The organism is Citrobacter sp. A316 (genome assembly GCF_002042945.1).
Classification (GTDB): domain Bacteria; phylum Pseudomonadota; class Gammaproteobacteria; order Enterobacterales; family Enterobacteriaceae; genus Citrobacter; species Citrobacter portucalensis.
The window spans coordinates 1-18063 of the sequence record NZ_MVFZ01000004.1; the positions used below are offsets into that span (position 1 = coordinate 1).

An 18063-nucleotide genomic window follows, 5' to 3' on the forward strand; every position below is an offset into this window, starting at 1 on the left:
AGTTGATACAACATTAAAATTAGAGTTTTCTAAATAGATAGCTCCCTCGAACTTACAAATCATAAAATTCTTTGAAGCCTAACTTAGCAAGATCATTTGATATAAATTCTTTTATTATTTTTATAATTCTATCTTTAACGTTTTCCATAAAATATGGGTTTTTAGAATTTTCCAAGTTACTAATAAAACTATTTTCGGTTACCTTTAAAATTGCTTCACGGATATCTTCTCTTTGACAAAGAGTATCGACAACACTTTCTCCTCGAATACGCCCTTTCTGACGATCGCCAATATTTATTGTTGGAACTTTAAGGCTAGGTATTTCAATTAAACCCGATGAGGAATTTCCAATTAAACCTATGGAATATTTATTTAGTGCAAGATATTCTTCAGGTGTTACTGATACCAGGTAACGACATCCATGGCGTTGGCAAAAAACATCTGTCATTTCTTTTATTTTGTGTGCACCTGTATCAGAATTAGAACCAATAAAGATAAAATCGTATTCTTTTCTAAAATATTCTAGTGCACTTAAAAGCTCAGAGAATTGACTTTCAACGGATGAGTTTGACAATGTCTCTGGATGGAAAACCACAACAAAATATTTGCGATCCAGTTTACCTAATTTCTTCTCTAATTCATTTTTTTTTGGTAGGTCAAGTAAGAAACTATTTTCTGCACCTAATGCACCAACATTAAATACGAAATGAGGATCTTCACCAAGTTGAATAACTCTTTTTCGATATTCTTCTGTTGACACTAGATGCAGGCGGCTCATTTTCGTTATTGAATGTCGGATAAATTCATCATAGTTACCTAACGTCTTCTCACCGCCATGAAGATGAATAATAGGTAGGTTATGCATAGCAGCAGCTACTGCTACTGAGAATATTTCGTATCGGTCCCCTAATATAATGACAGCATCATATTTATTCTCCTGGAAATGCTCACCAAATTTTTGCTGGCATATTGACATAGATTTCAATATATCGGCATTTGTTTTATTATTTAACTCTAAATCAATTAATTTTTCAATTATAAAACCATCTTTCTCGATGGTTTTATATGTATAACCATATTTTGAATCGCAATGCATTCCTGTGGCAATAATAGATAAATCAATATCATTATCATCTTTCAGACTTTTTAAAAGTCGTTTCATAATACCATATTCGGCTCTTGAGCCAGTAACATAGAGCAATTTTTTTTTCATTTTAAGACACTCGAAATATCATTTTCTAACTGTTTGTATGCTTGTAATGTGAAATGCAAACCATCATAAGTATATTCTTTATTCAGATTGCCAAATCCATCATAAAAAGATGGCGATAAAGGCGTCCAAATAACATTATCTAGTTTGCTAAAATATTCCATCATTGCTGAGTTTAATTTTTTTATGGTATTATTATTCCTATCTATTCTTCCAAGAACAGGCGGCACTGCAAGTAGGAATATAGTAACATTTGGGTTTATAGATTTAATTCTATCGATCAGTTTTTTCGTCCATGTTATAGTATATTCTGGATTCCAACCATCGATAACAATATCATTTGTTCCTGAAATTAATAATACATACTTACCAATATTTGTGAGTATGTCTTTTTCCATTATATATTTATAATATCTTTCGCTATCAATGCCAGCAATTCCTAGATTGTTAACCCTCATTCCAGATATATTATTAAGCTCCCAATAGTCAAAAATTGAATGTCCAATCAGTGTAATCGGATAAGCTTTATTAAATAAATCCTTTTTATCAGAAATACGTTTGATTATGGCATTGTCTAGTATTATTTTTTTATTTCTTTTGGTTTGAATAAGAATTGCCATTTCAAAATCCAATTGGTCATCTATATCAATAGAATCTTCTTTATTCATGATATAGGCAATACTGTCAGCACCAAAGAAATGTTTTTTCCTTAAATAATCAGATACGTAACCAATAAAAATTGCACCGTTTGGGAAATATTCTTTTTTATTTTGTCTACGATAGTTGCTGAAATCAGCGTCAAAGTTCTTCAATGATAATGAATCATCAATCGGTTTAATTAATGCTGAACTTTTATTACTTTCTACTACAGATACTAAAAATTTCGCATCATTATTATTTTCAAATTGTTTAACAGCGTTCTTGATATGCTTATAATTACGGAATGGAGATGTTGGTTGTAAAAGTACAAAATAATCATAACCCTTACATTTATCAAGCACATCTTGAATTACCATAAAGGAGGTAGCCGAATCTGATGCTAATTCCTCTGTACGCAATATTACTTCCGCACCATATTTCTCTGCAATGTTTTTATATTCTAACGAATCGGTTGAAACAATAACCTTATCAAATATATCTGAATTAATGGCTGCTTCGATAGTATAAGCAATTAAGGGACGATCCAAGAGCATTAGTATATTTTTACTAGGCAATCCCTTAGAGCCAGACCGAGCAGGAATTATGGCAATTTTTTTTAATGACACAACTTAGACCTCTTGTTCACTAAATTCAGAGTGTTCAATTAGTTGATCCTCATCAAAATCCTTTTCAGCTATTTTCCCTAATACTTCATACCAATGCATTGGGCTAATTCCGTTTCCTGGTCGCTTTGTCGTGATATTTTCCGTTGTAAATACGTCACCTTTTTTTATTACACATTTAGCGACAATTGATTTACGGGCTACTATTTTATTTTTCCGTTCTGAATTCGTTACCAATTTATCATAACTGCCAAGCGAGGCTTCTACTGCACGTATACCCTCGCATAGTAATTTAAGTTCTTCTGGTGTTACGGAAGCTTTATGATCTGGACCTTCAAAATTTTTATCCAGTGTAAAGTGTTTTTCAATAAAAGTGATACCGTAAGGCACTGATGCAATACCAGCAAAATAACCGGGTGAATGATCAGAAAATCCAACATTGTATTTACTGAAAATGTTCTTGAATCCAGAAATCGTATTCAAGTTTACATCTTCAAAAGGAGTTGGATATTCTGTATTACAATGCAATATTGTTATATTTTCAGGAACAATGCCATTATCAGTAAAAACTTTTAATGCCAAATTGATCTCATCAACTGTTGCCATTCCTGTTGACAGTACGATCTTTTTATCTTCGATTGGTAATCTGGCAATTTTTTCTAAATACGGTAAGTTCAATAATTCACCTGATGGAATCTTCCAAACCTTTTGATTTCTGGATGCAAGAAAATCGATCGAATCAAAATCAAATGGTGTTGAGAATACATCTAAGCCAAGTTCTTTTGCATATTCTTCCAGTTTCACAAATTCTTCATATGGTAACTCTAACTTACGAGTCATATCTAATTGAGATTCTTCATTTCCTGTAACTTTGATTTGATATTCGGCCTTAGGGGCATACTTTGAGATAAGTTGATCAGCTTTAAATGTTTGGAATTTCACAGCATCAACCCCAGCTGATTTTGCTTCTTCAACCATTTTCTTAGCTAACTTGAAATCTCCGTTATGATTACACCCAATTTCAGCAACAATATAAATCTTCGACATAAAAATCACCTTGTTCTAATAAATTTTGTAGGGGCTCCAGCCACTACTACATTGTCAGGAATATCACGAATAACTACAGATCCAGAACCAATAATTGACGAACTACCTATTTTGAGTTGCCCATTAACAACGGTACAACTTCCTATAAAGGATTTATTCCCAACGAAAACATCGCCATTTAGAACAACATTAGTGGAGATATTTGTACAATATGATATATAATTCCCATGTTCTACTAATGCTCTCGTGTTTACCACTACACCATCTTCTAGTTCTGAATCACAGTTAATGATGGCCATTTTCCCTACATAAATACAGGTACCAAGCCTGGAACGCTCAGAAATTATAGATGTTCTATCAATTACATTGATTGTTGTAAGTTGCATTTCTTCTATTAACTTCATCCATAAGGCTCTGTAATCAGGATCACCGATCGCAATGAAGTAAACGTATTGGTTAGGTTTATCTATGACATTAAAAGCATCACCTAAAATAGGGTATCCTTGATGCTCACCTGTTTTAAACGTATCAATGAAACCTTTGATTTCGTATTTTTTATGATCCAAACTATCAATTACAGTCTTAGCAAAACCACCAGCGCCAATAATTATTAATTTTTGCTTCATATTCATACCATTTAATGGTTTGGTAAGATAATTCCACCTTTGTTACTTATATTGTTGGTAACGATAATATATGGGCATTTCAAAAATGCACGCTACCGCCCCTGGCCTTACAGCTACCAGAGCACTACCTAACAATACGCCAAAGATGTATCCAGCCCCGCCTGCGATAGCAAAGTAATCTTAAACTCAAACGCTAATTGTCTTACCAAATGCGACCAGAAACAAGAAAAAATCCAACAAAAAGCAGATTAAACTTGGTAGGTTAACTTGTTGTTATTGGTCATTTTTCATAAAAAAACGGCAGTAACATTCCATTGCTTAAAGCATAGAAGCTGGGATGTTAGCTGCCGCTATTTTTTCTAGCTTACCGTCACAAAGACCTGTAAATCTCTACTCGCTAAGCAACTTCTCAATGCTCTTACGGAACTTCGGTCCTTCCTTCAGGTTACGCAGACCATATTTAACGAATGCCTGCATATAGCCCATCTTTTTACCACAGTCGTAGCTGTCGCCGGTTATCAGCATGGCATCAACAGACTGTTTTTTAGCCAACTCTGCAATAGCATCAGTCAGCTGAATACGTCCCCAGGCACCTGGAGCAGTTTTTTCCAACTCAGCCCAGATATCAGCAGAAAGCACGTAGCGCCCTACGGCCATCAGATCGGAATCAAGCGTTTGTGGCTGATCGGGTTTTTCAATGAATTCAACGATACGGCTGACTTTGCCTTCGTTGTCCAAAGGCTCTTTGGTCTGAATAACAGAGTATTCGGACAGATCGCCATCCATGCGTTTAGCCAGCACCTGACTGCGCCCGGTTTCATTAAAACGGGCAACCATGGCAGCCAGGTTATAACGTAACGGGTCCGCACTCGCTGTATCCAGAACGACGTCAGGCAATACGACGACAAACGGGTTATCCCCAACAATCGGGCGAGCACAAAGAATGGAATGACCCAGACCCAGTAACTGAGCCTGACGAACGTTCATAATAGTCACGCCAGGAGGACAGATAGACTGCACCTCGGCTAAAAGCTGGCGCTTAACACGCTGCTCAAGGAGTGATTCGAGTTCGTAAGAGGTGTCGAAGTGGTTCTCAACCGCGTTCTTAGACGCATGAGTCACCAGAACGATTTCTTTGATACCGGCAGCTACAATCTCGTCGACAATGTATTGAATCATCGGCTTGTCTACGATCGGCAGCATCTCTTTAGGGATTGCCTTCGTGGCAGGCAACATGTGCATCCCCAGACCTGCTACCGGAATAACTGCTTTCAAATTAATCATTAAGTCATTCACCTATTCAATTGTTGCTGAATTATAGCTTTTTAGCTTGTTTTAGCCAGTATGAATTACATTACTCCGATGCCGCGTATGTTACGCCGCTTAACTGCGGAATGCAGTAATCTTAATCCCAGGCGGGTACAACTTTTGCCAGGAATGGTCGCAAAGTTACCTCCCCTGCCCCGGCAGTCGAAAATTCACCGCTTCGACATTCACCATCTGATGGTTTACCCGGTCGATGTCAACTGAACTTTGACCAATTTCGTTTACTGCATGTACGTTGGACAGTGAGAGTAGTGTGTCCTGCCTGGCCATAAACTTGCCGCGTACGTCCTGGCGCAGATCGAAGTGCATCCTGAGCGCGGGTCCTGTTGCGGATTGCTGCATCACCTTGATGTTACGTAAAAAAAGGTGCTGCGGTTGGTTGTGCAATTCAAGCGTGGCTCGCTTCATCTCCACGTTGGTGATGGCCACGAACGACGTTGCATTACCTGATGAGATCTGAATGCCGCGTAATTTATATTCAAGTTTCGTGTTATCCAGATGGATATTATTTAACTTAAAGTTCTGCGGGATGGATAAATATCGTCCTTTAATAACACCGTAGCCAATGAGCATACCTGCGCTATTTTCCATATTAATATTATCAATCACGAAATTATCACAACCATAAATAGCGACCGTAGCATTATCAATGCCCGCTTTCTTACTATAATCTGGAGTGATGTTTTTCGCGGTGATATTACGAATAATAAAGTGCTTGCCGTTCTCCACATGCACTAGCTGTCGACAGTCGCTACCAGTGATATTCGCCACCACAAAGTTTTTTACCGCCAGGTCATCGGGATAGGTATTGTCATAGGTACTGCCCGCCAGGCCTATGCCGATGCCCCAGTTCACGTTGCCGTTGGTACAGTTAATACGTTCAATGACATGATCAGAAATGAGGATGTTGCTGTCGTTGATTGCCACATTCCACTCAATGGCATCTCCCTGTAGATCGCTAAAACGGCAGTTTGTAATCTTTACGCCATCCATCCGATTATGAAAGCCCTGACGCAGGATCCCATAGTTAGCGCGCGTGACGGTAATATCATCGATAACCAGATTGCGCATCAGCCTCGGTGTTTTGCCGCCGATATAGACTTGCGTCACTGGCCCGAAACCACTCATGGCAATCCCTTTTATTACGCAGTCCGAACCGCGCACATCGAGTGTAACGTTCCTCAGGCTCCCGCCCTGCTCACCCATCACCTTACATCCATCCTGCAGAACAAAGCGACCACGGCCATTACCGCTGATTCGCCCTTGCAGGTGTAGCGTTTTGCCAGGCGGAATAACGATAGCGGTATTGAGATCCTTGCATTCCAGCCCATTTGGTACGACTACCGTTTGTCCTTCTTTGAACGCCTGCCGGAAAGAAGCGACCCAATCCTTTGGGTTGTAATCCTGAATGTTGACGCTGCCCGATGATTCAAGCGCCCGGACAACGGGAGTATGCAGTACGACAAGCGCAGAGCCTGCCGTCAGAAAAGTACGGCGTGAGTATTTATTCTCTGACATACGACCTCGATTTACATCGTTTGCAGCAGGCTGGCTAACTGTTTATTGATTGCTAACTGATTAAATTCAGTTTCAATTTTTTCGCGCGCGCACTGCACAATCGGCTGTACCTGCTCACTGTCGAGCAGGCTGAATGCCGCTAAACGCTCTGCCAGTGCCTGCGCGTCATTTTCCGGTGCCAGCCAGCCAGACTTGCCCGATTCGACCAGCTCCGGGATCCCGCTGTGAACGGTAGAAATTACCGGTATACCTACCGCCATCGCCTCCATCAGCGCCACCGGGATCCCCTCCATATCGCCGTCTCTTCCGGTGATCGACGGCAGTAAAAATACATCCGCCTGCTCAAGCATCTCCTTTACCTGATGACTGGGCTTAAAGCCAGGCATCTCAATCACATCATCAAGCTGATATTGCTCGATCAGCGTACGTAAACGACGCTCCCAAGGGCCGATACCCAGAATGCAATAACGAAATGAAACGCCCTGCTCTTTTAACTGACGACAGGCTTCGATGGCGACGTGCAGTCCTTTTTTCTCGGTTAGCCTGGCGACAGAGATAATTTCCAGTGGTGCAGCTGGGGCTTTAAGTTGACGTGGGGTGAAACGTGTCATGTCGATACCCATACGCGAAACCGCGATTTTTTGCGGCGGACATCCCATATTTTTTAAACGTCCGGCCCAGAGATTGCTGATGGGTAACATCAAATCTCCACGTTGAAACAGCTGCTGATACTCAGGGGTATAGCGGGCAAGCACATCCCGATGCGAAACATCGACTCCGTGAAATACCGTGGCGATTTTTCCGCGGATCATTCCAATCTCACGCAGTTTGGCGGCCGTTACGCCTGCTGGCCCAAAATGAGCAATAAAGACATCTGCTTCAAACACCTGCGGATTCCCGCCGCAAATGGCCGCTAAAATCAGATTGCGCGCCTCCTCGCCATAGCGTGCAACATTAAGCGCTTTCCAGGTCGCTGCGCGGGTAATACCGTGCAGAGCCGCCGCTGCCCTATATTTCAGTTTCGCCAGTTTGCTTTCCGGTTCATTCAGCAACCAGCGCGTTTTTTCACCCAGCCGGTAGGTATTAAATGAGGTATGCGTATTTTCAAGATCGCCCTTCTGTAAAGCGACAATCTCCACGTCGTAGCCCATATCGATGAATGCGGTTATCTGATTAAGTACAAATGTCTCGGAGGAGAGCGGAAATTTAAGCAGGAAAAAGCCAATCTTCATTTTTCCCCCTCAATACGCGTTAAAACCGACTGCACCATGCGTACCCCGCGTTCGCGTTCGCGTGTCACAGCGTCCCCAAGCCGTACGTTCAGATCAGGTAACTGTCCGAGGGTATCGGCGACCTTTCCTTCCAGACTGCCTTCGAGCAGATGGCGAATATCGACAGCCATCTCCGGCAACCCCAGTTGTTGCATAATTCCTGCCGATTTATGCTCGTAGTTAATGGCGATGGCAGGCGTCATAAAATTCATCGAGATGATGGCAGAGTGCAAGCGAGTCCCCACCGTCAGATCGCAGGCAGCCAGAATCTTCCCCATCTCCAGATCGTTAAGTTCATCCATCACCACGTGATATCGGGCCGGGTCATTAACATGCTGGCGCAGGTTTAACGCCACCATGCGGTCATCTTTGTTGTAACTATCAATACCGGTGCAGGTTGACAGTGCAATCACCTGATAACCTTCATCAAGGATGCGGTTCACTACTCCGGCAAAGGCTTGCTCATAGGCCTGCTGCGTTGTCCCCAGACGCTTATCAAAAGGAGCCAGCTCGCGCAATGTAATGGCAATGGTCTTCTGTTTAGCCGCCATGTCTAACCAGTGCTGTACCGCATAACCTGGTTCAAAATCCTCATGATGATTGTCGACCAGCCAGGCCGTATCCACGCCGGTTTCGACTTTATCCGTGGTAATTGCGCTGCGCTTCATCAGATCCAGACTGACGGATTCACGCAAAATCAGCGCATTACAGTGACCAAACACGTAGTTCGCCAGTTGATTAAACTGCTCATCCTGGAATGGCCCCACGCTGTGACCAATCATGTACAGCGGTTTTTTCGCCATAAACGAACACAACGCATGTTCAAACTGCGGCACACCATACAGATCGACAAAGAACGATCCACCTACCTGGATGATGGCGTCATAACGCGACAATAAACGAACAAAATCGGTAAATCCCTGGGCGATAGCGATATTGCGCAGATTACCGGAGTCGGTAACACGCGAGAGTAGTACCTGATGCTGATAGCGACGACGCAGCACTTTCTTCACACGCCCCATAACACCCGCGGCGTTGTTGTGTTGCTTCATCTGCGAATACAGCGGATCGCCCATCACCGGGCGGTTCAGCAACCACGAAGAGCTCACCGGGTAGCGGCTCATAACATCCACTTCAGTCTCGGGACGCAACGCGTTAATGGCATCCAGCAAACCGCGCAGGATCGCGCTATCCCCTCGATTCCCACAGGTATGGTTGCCCAAAATTAATAGTTTCATTACGACCTCTTAAAGCGTTGTTCTTATCCTGCACGAAGCAAGGTTTTCATTTTTTCACTGCGACAGAGCTGGCGTTTTATTTCCACCACCAGCGGATGGCGAGACAGCACTATCATTAGTGCAAACGCCAGCGCCCCTGCCGCTATCTGGCTCCCCAACAACACGCCCAACGACAGCTGGCCATGCAGCATTACGCCCAACGCATAACTCACCACAAGGGTTGGCAAGGAGAGATACAGCGGCAGCCAAAGACTGAGCATGTACTGGCGGTAGCTGGGGCCAAGAACAGGCTTGATCATCACGAAGTAACTGAGGACGGTGTTAATCACCTGGACCAACAAAAAGCCCAGCGTCACGCCAATCGCCCCCGCCAGATGCCCACCGATGAAAATGGCCGGAATAAACAGAAAAGTTTTGAATACATTGAATTTGAAACTGATATCGACCCGCGCCTTCGCCATCAGCAGTGAACCGATCGGGTTCCCCACCGAGCGCAGCAGCCCAACAATGCACAGCAATTGCAGGATGGGGATAATACCGTTCCACTTCTCGCCAAACACCAGTGGCACCACGTTGTTGGACACCACCATCAATCCCAGTAGCGCCGGGAAGTTGATAATCCCAACCACCGACAGCAGCTTGTAAAAATTCACCCGTAGCTTTTCGCTGTCGTCCTGGATTTTGGCAAACGCCGGAAACAGCACGCGGGTGATAATCGGGTTCAGTTTGATCGGGGGGACAACCGCCACATTCCAGGCGAGATTGAACCCGCCCGCCACGCCAGCTCCCAACGTGCGGGCTAAAACCAGCGTGGAAAGGTTGGTATTGATGTAATTGATGATGCTGTCTGCCGTCAGCCACGCACCAAAACGCAGATTCGACGAAACCGATGCCAGCGAAAAATGCAGCCCCGGACGGTAAATCCGGCGACCAAAATAGCCGAACAGCAGCGTACGTAACGTACTGTTCACCAGATACCCGAGAATGGCCGTCAGCGCGAGCGGCCAGAAATGGGCGCTGACTACGGTAAAAGTAAAACCGGCCAGCACCGAACTGGTTTCAATCATGCCAATTTTGTTGAAGGCCAGCTCTTTTTGCATCAGCGCGCGAAACTGCTGCCCGTGCGGTATCACCACAAACGCCAGTGATAAGGTTTTGATGAGCGGTGCCAGTTCTGGGTTATTGAGCACATGGGCAATCGTCTCGTTCAGCAGAAACATCGCCACGCATACCACGATACCCAGCCCAACGTTGAGCCAGTACAGCGTGGTCAGTTCAAGATAGCCAATCTCTTTGCGCTGAATAATTGAGTTGGCGATACCAAAGTCAGACAGCGTATCGGCCAGCGCGATGATCACCAGCGCCACGGTTAACAACCCGAACTGGTGGTTATCAATAATCCGCGCCAGTACGGTCATCTGGATAAGCCCCAGACCAATGATGATCACCGTGGCCATCGCCGACCACTTTGCGCCGTTAAGCGTTTTTTCTCGTAAACTCATGTTAATACGCCGCTTTGTTGACAAAGCCTTTGAATACCGTCAGAAAAACAATTTTGATATCGAACCACACGCTCCACTCGCGGATGTATTCGAGGTCAAATTCCACACGTTTTTCCATTTTTTCCAGCGTATCGGTTTCACCGCGCCAGCCGTTGATTTGCGCCCAGCCGGTAATCCCCGGTTTCACCTTGTGGCGTAACATGTAACCCTCGATCAGCTGGCGGTACTGTTCGTTATGCGCCACCGCATGCGGGCGCGGCCCGACAATAGACATGCCTCCGGTCAGCACGTTAATAAACTGTGGCAGTTCATCGAGCGACGTCCGCCGCAGGAAATTCCCCACAGGGGTAACGCGAGGATCGTTTTGCGTCGCCTGCGTCACCACCGTGTCGTTTTCCATCACATTCATCGAACGAAACTTCCAGACTTTGATCGGTTTGCCGTCCATGCCATAGCGGGTCTGGCGGAAAATCACCGGTCCTTTGGAGGTCAGTTTTACCAGTAGCGCTATGCCACACAGCACCGGAGAAATAAGCAGCAGGATCAGTGAAGCCAGCACGATATCTTCCGCGCGCTTTAACAGACGATTAATCCCCGAGAGCGGCGTGTCATACAGCGGCACCACCGGTATGCCGTTCATCTCCTCAATTCGTGAATGCAAAATGTTGAAGGTAAAGACATCAGGAATAAGGATCACTGAACAGGTGGTGTCGGCCAGCTCGCGCACCAGTTTTTTGACGCTGGCGCCATCGCTCATCGACATGGCGATATAGACGTTGTGAATGCGTGAGGATTTGGCGTCGTCCACCAGTTGTTGCAGATTACCGGCCCAGTCGCGGGAGTTTTTTCCAGGGATAGGATCGTGATAGACCCCCGCAACTTCAAACCCCAGCCATGGTTCATGGCGAAAACTGTCCAGTAGCATTTGTCCGGCTGGCAGCTCACCTGCCACCGCCACCCGACGAGTGTTGTACCCGCGATTGCGCAGCCATCCCGCGCCGTAGCGAATAAACGAACGACTCAACACCAGGCCAACGCTGGATAGCAGATACCACGCCAGCCAGACGGCGAGACGGTTATCAAAATCGTTATTAAAGGCGATCAGACCTGCGCAAAAAATCAGACTCAGCGTCCAGTTTTGCAGCAACAGCACCAGCTCGGTGGAAATTTTGACACCGCGCCAGGAGCGATAAAAATCCGTTATGCCACCGAGCATCTGAAAAACGACCAGCGTGATCAACGCCACCAGCAGGTGCATGTACAGGAAAGGCAAACCGCTTAATTCGCAGATTACCCACAACCCGCCAAACATGATGGTGATATCTGAAAAGCGTTGCACCATCGAAATTAACGACGCATTGGTTTTGGCGCGCTCGCGCTTCTTTAGATGTGTCATCGTGGTTCCTGTTAGTCACCCTTTGCCCAGAATCGGGCAAAGGAAGCACCGGCATTACTGATTCAGTAACGCCAGAAGAGTGCGCGTTCGCGCTTCCATCAACGTAATATCTCCGCGCGATTCCACGTTCAGGCGCACCACCGGTTCGGTATTGGAAGAGCGTAAATTGAAGCGCCAGTCGACAAACGACATGCTGATACCGTCCGTTCTGTCCACCGACAGCGCCTCACGGGAAAAATGCTGCTCCACGCGCGCAATCGCTGCCGCCGGCTCTGCCAGCGTACTGTTTATTTCACCACTCGCCGGGTAGGCCACCATCCGGTCGCGGACCAGTTCGCTCAGCGACTGCCCTTTCAGACACAGCAGTTCCGCCACCAGCAGCCACGGGATCATTCCACTGTCGCAGTAGGCAAAATCACGGAAATAGTGGTGCGCGCTCATTTCGCCGCCATAAATGGCATCTTCGTGGCGCATCCGCTCTTTGATAAAGGCATGCCCGGTTTTTGACATCACCGGTTTACCGCCTGCCGCCGTCACCACATCCACGGTGTTCCAGGACAGGCGCGGGTCGTGGATAATTTTCGCCCCAGGGTTCTTTTCCAGAAACGCCTCCGCCAGCAGGCCGACAATGTAGTAGCCCTCAATGAACTGACCTTTTTCATCGAACAGGAAGCAGCGGTCAAAATCACCGTCGAAGGCAATCCCCATATCCGCGCCGTGTTCAATGACCGCATTGTGGGTGTCGGCCCGGCATTCCGGCAGCAGAGGATTGGGAATACCATTGGGGAAGTTGCCATCCGGCGTGTTGTGAATTTTGATAAACTCGACCGGCACGCCCAGCGCCTTAAAACGGGCCTCAATGGCATCAACCACCGGACCTGCCGCACCGTTGCCGGAATTAAGCACCAGCTTCATCGGTTTCAGGTTGGCGGAACTGATGTAACCCAGCAGGTGGTCAATGTAGGCATCGCGGGTAGTAATGCGCTGGTAGCGACCACGTTTTGTCTCATCAACCGCCGGGAAGTCATTGGCTTCCGCCAGGCGCTGCACGTCGCGCAGACCAGTATCACCGCTGATGGGCCGTGCCCCTTCCCGCACCAGCTTCATGCCGTTGTAATCCATCGGATTATGGCTGGCGGTCACTTCAATACCGCCATCAATGCCCAGGTGGAAGGTGGCGAAGTAAATCTCTTCGGTGCCCGACATGCCGATATCCAGCACATCCACCCCCGCATCCTGTAGTCCTTTCGCCAGCGCCAGCTTCAGCGTCTCGCTGGTCAGGCGCACATCGCCGCCAAGGACAATCGTTTTTGGCTTCAGTAACTCACCGTAAGCGCGGCCGATACGCCACGCGATATCTTCATTCAGCTCTTCGCCCAGCCTGCCGCGAATATCGTAGGCTTTGAAACAGGTTAATTTCGTCATGATTTACCCTTCTTCAGGCAACAGGAGGCCCTGACTCTTAATGAGCCTTTTAATGAGTGTTAAATGCATTTCCCGCCGTGCTTCGCTTACCGGGCCTACAGTGTTGTAGGCTGGATAAGCGCAGCGCATCCGGCATCAGGTACGCCCGTATCTGTCCGCAAACCGCACCACATCATCCTCATCGAGGTAAGATCCGGAGCGCACTTCAATCAGATCGAGCGGGATTTTCCCCGGGTTCTCCAGACAATGGGTCGCCCCCAGCGGAATATAGACAGACTCGTTTTCAGCGAGCAGTTTGATGTCATCATTGATTGTCACCTTCGCGGTACCAGCCACCACAACCCAGTGTTCAGCCCGGTGATGATGCATCTGCACGGACAATCCCTCACCAGGTTTGACGGTAATCCGCTTCACCTGGTAACGGTCTCCGGCATCAATAGAGTCGTACTTGCCCCATGGACGGTAAACTTCACGGTGAATATGATGTTCATGTCGTCCGTCAGCTTTAATTTGCTCCACCACTTTTTTGACGTCCTGCACCGCGTTGCGATCGGCAATCAGCACCGCATCTTTGGTCTGCACCACCACCAGATCTTTCACCCCGACGGTCGTCACCAGGCCAGATTCGGCATAGACGTAGCTGTTTTCCGTTTTGTGGCTAATGACATCGCCGTGATGCACATTGCCTTCAGCGGTATGAGCGCTGATTTCCCACAGCGATGACCAGGAGCCAACGTCGCTCCAGCCTGCGTTCATGGGCATCACCACCGCATCGGCCGTACGTTCCATAACCGCATAGTCCACAGACTCTTCCGGGCAGGCGAGAAACGCCTGTTCATCAACACGGATAAAATCGAGATCGGGGTCAACCATACTCATGGCGTTTTCGCAGGCCTCAAGAATGTCGGGGCGATATTTTTTCAGTTCTTCCAGATAACGCCCGGCCCGGAACAAGAACATGCCGCTGTTCCAGTAGTAGTCGCCGCTCGCCACATAAGCCTGCGCGGTTTCCAGATTGGGCTTTTCAACAAACTGTGCCACCTCAAAAGCCACGGCGTCGGTATTGGTCGGCGAAACCTCGCCACGACGGATATAGCCGTAGCCGGTCTCCGGCTGGTCCGGCACGATACCAAACGTCACCAGCTTACCCGCGCTGGCATAGGGCATCGCATTGCGAACCGCCTCGCGAAATGCTTCTTCATCGGCAATCATGTGATCGGCTGCCAACACCAGCAGCAGCGGATCTTCCCCCGGACTTTGGCGTTTTGCCGCCAGCGCAGCCAGCGCTATCGCCGGTGCCGTATTACGCCCGGCGGGTTCGAGAATAATGTTCTCAGTCAGCTTGTGCAGTTGTCGTAGCTGTTCCGCCACAATGAAACGGTGTTGTTCGTTACAGATAACCACCGGGCTTTCGCACTCCACGCCGTTCAGACGACAAATCGTTGTCTGCAGCATGGTGAGATCGCCTTTCAGGCACAGGAACTGCTTTGGATACAACACGCGGGACAGAGGCCATAAACGGCTACCCGAGCCACCGGCCATCACCACCGGAAAGAGTTTGCTTTGACTCATCATGTACCCCGAATATCTGCAATAAATTGGCTCAGCACGTTTTCTTTATCCAGCGTGCGTTCAGCATAATCACGTGCCACCGTGTTCATTTTTGGCATCATCAGCGCCTGTTGAATGCCACTAACCAGCGAGTTTACCGACTCCGGCTCCACACACACCGCAATACCCGGATGCGTGCCGCAAAGCTGACCAAGTTCGGTTTCTGGCTCGGCGGTAATAACCGCGTTACCACCAACGGCGAGGATATTGGTCAGTTTGGAAGGCAATACGGCATCCGCCGCACCACGCTTTTGTACCACCAGATGACAGTCCGCCATCTTGAGCAGCGCAGGCAGAGCGCCATAAGATTGCAGCGGAAAGAACATCACATTATTCAGGCCGCGTTCGCTAGCCATACTCTCCAGCCGCGCTTTACCCCCGCCCTGCCCGACAATCACAAACAGCAAGGGCCGCTCGCTCAACAGGGCCGCTGCGTCGATCACGCTCTCCAGCCCTTGCTTTTCACCGATATTGCCTGAGTAGAGAATGATTTTTTTATCATCAGGCAAGCCCAGTTGCTGGCGTAACGCCAGAGCATCGGCGGCGGTCACGTCACGAAAGCGTGCTACTTCTGACCAGTTCGGAAAGAAAATGACCTTCTGTGCATCAACGCCCTTTTCCTGTGCTTTATTCATCATTGAGCGAGAAATGGTCGAAATATGATCCATATTCAACAGCCCACTGCGCTCAAAGGCGCTGGCCAGTTTTGCCACCACGCCACGCTTGCCTTTGCCCGCCATGCCAAGCCCCAGCATGGCATCAACTTCGTAATCCTGAATATGCAGCAGCGTGCGCGCCCCGGACAGTTTCGCCAGCAGACGCATGCCCGGCGTACAAAACAGTGTCGGCACTACCCCAATGATGCGATCCGGCTTCCAGCGGTGTTGCGCCAGTAGTGGGAAGAAACTGCTCAGGGCAAAACTGCCTAAATGCAGCAGGCGCTTGAGCGTAGAAGGCTGCTCAGGCACATACAGCGGACAACGCCAGACGATGGCATCGCCCTCTTCACGACGGTAGCGCCAGGATGAATAGCGACCGCTGACCTTCCACTGCGGATAATAAGGCGGCGCCGTGATCACCCGTACGTCATGCCCCTGTTGCGCCATCCACTCCACCATTTCACCGGTGTATTTACCGATACCGGTCAACTCCGGCGAATAGTTGATGCCATACACAAGGATCTTCATAGCCCGGGTACTCCAGCCTGACTCTTCTCACAGAAGTAAGCCCGGCTGTTGTCGTGCACACGATCACTGGCCAGGATCTCTTCAATTGCCAGCCAGCGGTACGCGTCATGTTGAACGTCAGGCAGTTGCAGGTCGTTTTCCGACACCCGCAGACGAAATCCCAGCACGATGTAATGCGTTGAGAAATCTTCCCCGGAAAAGTTGTCGCCATAGAAGTGCTGCCAGACACCGTAAAACTTTGCAGTGGACAGCGGTAAACGTAACCCCAGCTCTGCGTCAGTCAGCCGCTCAAAAGCCGCGCTCAGCGGTTCATCTTTTTGCACCCGACCGCCGGGCACGAACCAGTATCCCTGCGCCGGACGATTGAGGCGCTTGCCAAGCAGAAATTCGCCGTCGGCGTTTTCCACGATCAAATCGATGGAAATTAGCGGAGTTGAACGTACAACGGCGGCAAAATCCTCATGACGTAAAAACATGCTTACCCCCGGTAACGCTGCTGGTTTTCAAGGAACCACTGATATGTACTGGCAAGCCCCGCTTCCAGAGATATCTCGTGATACCAGCCCAACTGATGCAGGCGCGTAACGTCGAGCAATTTGCGCGGCGTGCCGTCCGGTTTGCTGGCGTCAAACACCACGCGCCCCTTGTAACCCACGACCTGTGCGATAGTCTGGGCCAGTTCACGGATAGTGCAATCCACACCGGTACCCACGTTGATATGCGACAGCATCGGCTGGCTATATTCCTGCAACACTTCCTGAGCCAGCTCCATCACGTGGATACTGGCCGCCGCCATATCGTCAACATGCAGAAATTCACGCATTGGCGTCCCGCTTCCCCACACCACCACATCCGGCGTATTTTGCTCGCGAGCTTCATGAAAGCGGCGCAGTAGCGCCGGGATCACATGCGAATTACTCGGATGAAAATTGTCATGCGGTCCGTACAGATTGGTCGGCATCACCGAGCGATAATCACGGCCATACTGCCGGTTATACGATTCGCACAGCTTGATACCGGCAATTTTGGCAATCGCATACGGTTCATTGGTCGGTTCAAGAGTCCCCTGCAACAATTCACTTTCGGCGATTGGCTGGGTGGCTTGCTTGGGATAAATACAGGATGACCCGAGGAACAACAGTTTATTCACGTTATGCAGATGCGCCGCATGAATAATGTTGCTCTCAATCATCATATTTTCATAAATAAAATCAGCAGGATAAGTATTGTTTGCCACAATTCCCCCTACTTTTGCCGCCGCCAGATAAACCTGGTCAATACGTTCAGCGGCAAAGAACGCCTGCACCGCACCCGCGTCCAGCAGATTAAGCTGGTCGCGGGTACGCAGCACCAGCTCTACGTTATTTCGCTGCGACAATTGTCTGACGATGGCGGCCCCCACCATCCCGCGATGGCCCGCCACAAAAATACGTTGTGTCTTCAT

15 protein-coding genes are annotated in these 18063 nt (G+C 47.9%); all 15 read right to left on the bottom strand.

Annotation, left to right across the window (positions count from 1 at the left end):
• Positions 1 to 52: 52 nt before the first annotated feature.
• Positions 53 to 1213, bottom strand: coding sequence for a UDP-N-acetylglucosamine 2-epimerase (gene neuC, locus BZK41_RS05985; protein ID WP_079937529.1), 1161 nt, complete (start codon positions 1211 to 1213; stop codon positions 53 to 55).
• Entirely contained in the window at positions 1210 to 2475 is a 1266-nt protein-coding gene (locus tag BZK41_RS05990) for a GDSL-type esterase/lipase family protein (protein WP_079937530.1), read from the bottom strand. The genes neuC and BZK41_RS05990 overlap by 4 nt, the downstream gene beginning before the upstream one ends.
• Before the next feature lie 3 nt (positions 2476 to 2478).
• The gene (gene neuB, locus BZK41_RS05995; protein ID WP_079937531.1) at positions 2479 to 3519 is read right to left on the bottom strand and encodes an N-acetylneuraminate synthase; all 1041 of its coding nucleotides are present in this window, start codon (positions 3517 to 3519) and stop codon (positions 2479 to 2481) included.
• A 5-nt stretch (positions 3520 to 3524) separates the two neighbouring features.
• Positions 3525 to 4145, bottom strand: coding sequence for a NeuD/PglB/VioB family sugar acetyltransferase (locus BZK41_RS06000; protein WP_079937715.1), 621 nt, complete (start codon positions 4143 to 4145; stop codon positions 3525 to 3527).
• Positions 4146 to 4535: 390 nt separating this feature from the next.
• On the bottom strand, positions 4536 to 5429 hold the full coding sequence (gene galF / locus BZK41_RS06005) for a GalU regulator GalF (protein WP_079937532.1): 894 nt from the start codon (positions 5427 to 5429) through the stop codon (positions 4536 to 4538).
• A gap of 165 nt (positions 5430 to 5594) precedes the next feature.
• Positions 5595 to 6989, bottom strand: a complete 1395-nt coding sequence (wcaM, locus tag BZK41_RS06015) for a colanic acid biosynthesis protein WcaM (RefSeq protein WP_079937533.1) — start codon at positions 6987 to 6989, stop codon at positions 5595 to 5597.
• A gap of 11 nt (positions 6990 to 7000) precedes the next feature.
• The gene (gene wcaL, locus BZK41_RS06020) at positions 7001 to 8221 is read right to left on the bottom strand and encodes a colanic acid biosynthesis glycosyltransferase WcaL (protein ID WP_079937534.1); all 1221 of its coding nucleotides are present in this window, start codon (positions 8219 to 8221) and stop codon (positions 7001 to 7003) included.
• Positions 8218 to 9498: a colanic acid biosynthesis pyruvyl transferase WcaK gene (wcaK, locus tag BZK41_RS06025; protein ID WP_079937535.1), complete on the bottom strand. Its 1281-nt coding sequence runs from the start codon at positions 9496 to 9498 to the stop codon at positions 8218 to 8220. The genes wcaL and wcaK overlap by 4 nt, the downstream gene beginning before the upstream one ends.
• A 23-nt stretch (positions 9499 to 9521) precedes the next feature.
• The gene (wzxC, locus tag BZK41_RS06030) at positions 9522 to 11000 is read right to left on the bottom strand and encodes a colanic acid undecaprenyl disphosphate flippase WzxC (RefSeq protein ID WP_079937536.1); all 1479 of its coding nucleotides are present in this window, start codon (positions 10998 to 11000) and stop codon (positions 9522 to 9524) included.
• Between the two features lies 1 nt (position 11001).
• On the bottom strand, positions 11002 to 12396 hold the full coding sequence (gene wcaJ, locus BZK41_RS06035; protein ID WP_079937537.1) for an undecaprenyl-phosphate glucose phosphotransferase: 1395 nt from the start codon (positions 12394 to 12396) through the stop codon (positions 11002 to 11004).
• Between the two features lie 54 nt (positions 12397 to 12450).
• Positions 12451 to 13821 carry a colanic acid biosynthesis phosphomannomutase CpsG gene (cpsG, locus tag BZK41_RS06040; RefSeq protein ID WP_079937538.1) on the bottom strand — a complete coding sequence of 457 codons (1371 nt, stop codon included), beginning with the start codon at positions 13819 to 13821 and terminating at the stop codon, positions 12451 to 12453.
• Between the two features lie 135 nt (positions 13822 to 13956).
• Entirely contained in the window at positions 13957 to 15393 is a 1437-nt protein-coding gene (gene cpsB / locus BZK41_RS06045; RefSeq protein WP_079937716.1) for a mannose-1-phosphate guanyltransferase, read from the bottom strand.
• The gene (wcaI, locus tag BZK41_RS06050) at positions 15393 to 16619 is read right to left on the bottom strand and encodes a colanic acid biosynthesis fucosyltransferase WcaI (protein ID WP_079937539.1); all 1227 of its coding nucleotides are present in this window, start codon (positions 16617 to 16619) and stop codon (positions 15393 to 15395) included. The genes cpsB and wcaI overlap by 1 nt, the downstream gene beginning before the upstream one ends.
• Positions 16616 to 17095 carry a GDP-mannose mannosyl hydrolase gene (locus BZK41_RS06055; RefSeq protein WP_079937540.1) on the bottom strand — a complete coding sequence of 160 codons (480 nt, stop codon included), beginning with the start codon at positions 17093 to 17095 and terminating at the stop codon, positions 16616 to 16618. Before BZK41_RS06055 ends, wcaI begins: the two co-directional genes overlap by 4 nt.
• 2 nt (positions 17096 to 17097) lie before the next feature.
• Positions 17098 to 18063 carry a GDP-L-fucose synthase gene (locus BZK41_RS06060; RefSeq protein WP_048240732.1) on the bottom strand — a complete coding sequence of 322 codons (966 nt, stop codon included), beginning with the start codon at positions 18061 to 18063 and terminating at the stop codon, positions 17098 to 17100.

Excerpts from the sequence above, each read along its gene's own strand:
- wcaI (WP_079937539.1), bottom strand. The coding sequence starts at position 16,619 with ATGAAGATCCTTGTGTATGGCATCAACTATTCGCCGGAGTTGACCGGT.
- cpsG (WP_079937538.1), bottom strand. The coding sequence starts at position 13,821 with ATGACGAAATTAACCTGTTTCAAAGCCTACGATATTCGCGGCAGGCTG.
- cpsB (WP_079937716.1), bottom strand. The coding sequence starts at position 15,393 with ATGAGTCAAAGCAAACTCTTTCCGGTGGTGATGGCCGGTGGCTCGGGT.
- galF (WP_079937532.1), bottom strand. The coding sequence starts at position 5,429 with ATGATTAATTTGAAAGCAGTTATTCCGGTAGCAGGTCTGGGGATGCAC.
- wcaM (WP_079937533.1), bottom strand. The coding sequence starts at position 6,989 with ATGTCAGAGAATAAATACTCACGCCGTACTTTTCTGACGGCAGGCTCT.
- BZK41_RS06000 (WP_079937715.1), bottom strand. The coding sequence starts at position 4,145 with ATGAAGCAAAAATTAATAATTATTGGCGCTGGTGGTTTTGCTAAGACT.
- BZK41_RS06060 (WP_048240732.1), bottom strand. The coding sequence starts at position 18,063 with ATGAAGACACAACGTATTTTTGTGGCGGGCCATCGCGGGATGGTGGGG.
- wcaJ (WP_079937537.1), bottom strand. The coding sequence starts at position 12,396 with ATGACACATCTAAAGAAGCGCGAGCGCGCCAAAACCAATGCGTCGTTA.
- wcaL (WP_079937534.1), bottom strand. The coding sequence starts at position 8,221 with ATGAAGATTGGCTTTTTCCTGCTTAAATTTCCGCTCTCCTCCGAGACA.
- wzxC (WP_079937536.1), bottom strand. The coding sequence starts at position 11,000 with ATGAGTTTACGAGAAAAAACGCTTAACGGCGCAAAGTGGTCGGCGATG.
- wcaK (WP_079937535.1), bottom strand. The coding sequence starts at position 9,498 with ATGAAACTATTAATTTTGGGCAACCATACCTGTGGGAATCGAGGGGAT.
- neuC (WP_079937529.1), bottom strand. The coding sequence starts at position 1,213 with ATGAAAAAAAAATTGCTCTATGTTACTGGCTCAAGAGCCGAATATGGT.
- BZK41_RS06055 (WP_079937540.1), bottom strand. The coding sequence starts at position 17,095 with ATGTTTTTACGTCATGAGGATTTTGCCGCCGTTGTACGTTCAACTCCG.
- neuB (WP_079937531.1), bottom strand. The coding sequence starts at position 3,519 with ATGTCGAAGATTTATATTGTTGCTGAAATTGGGTGTAATCATAACGGA.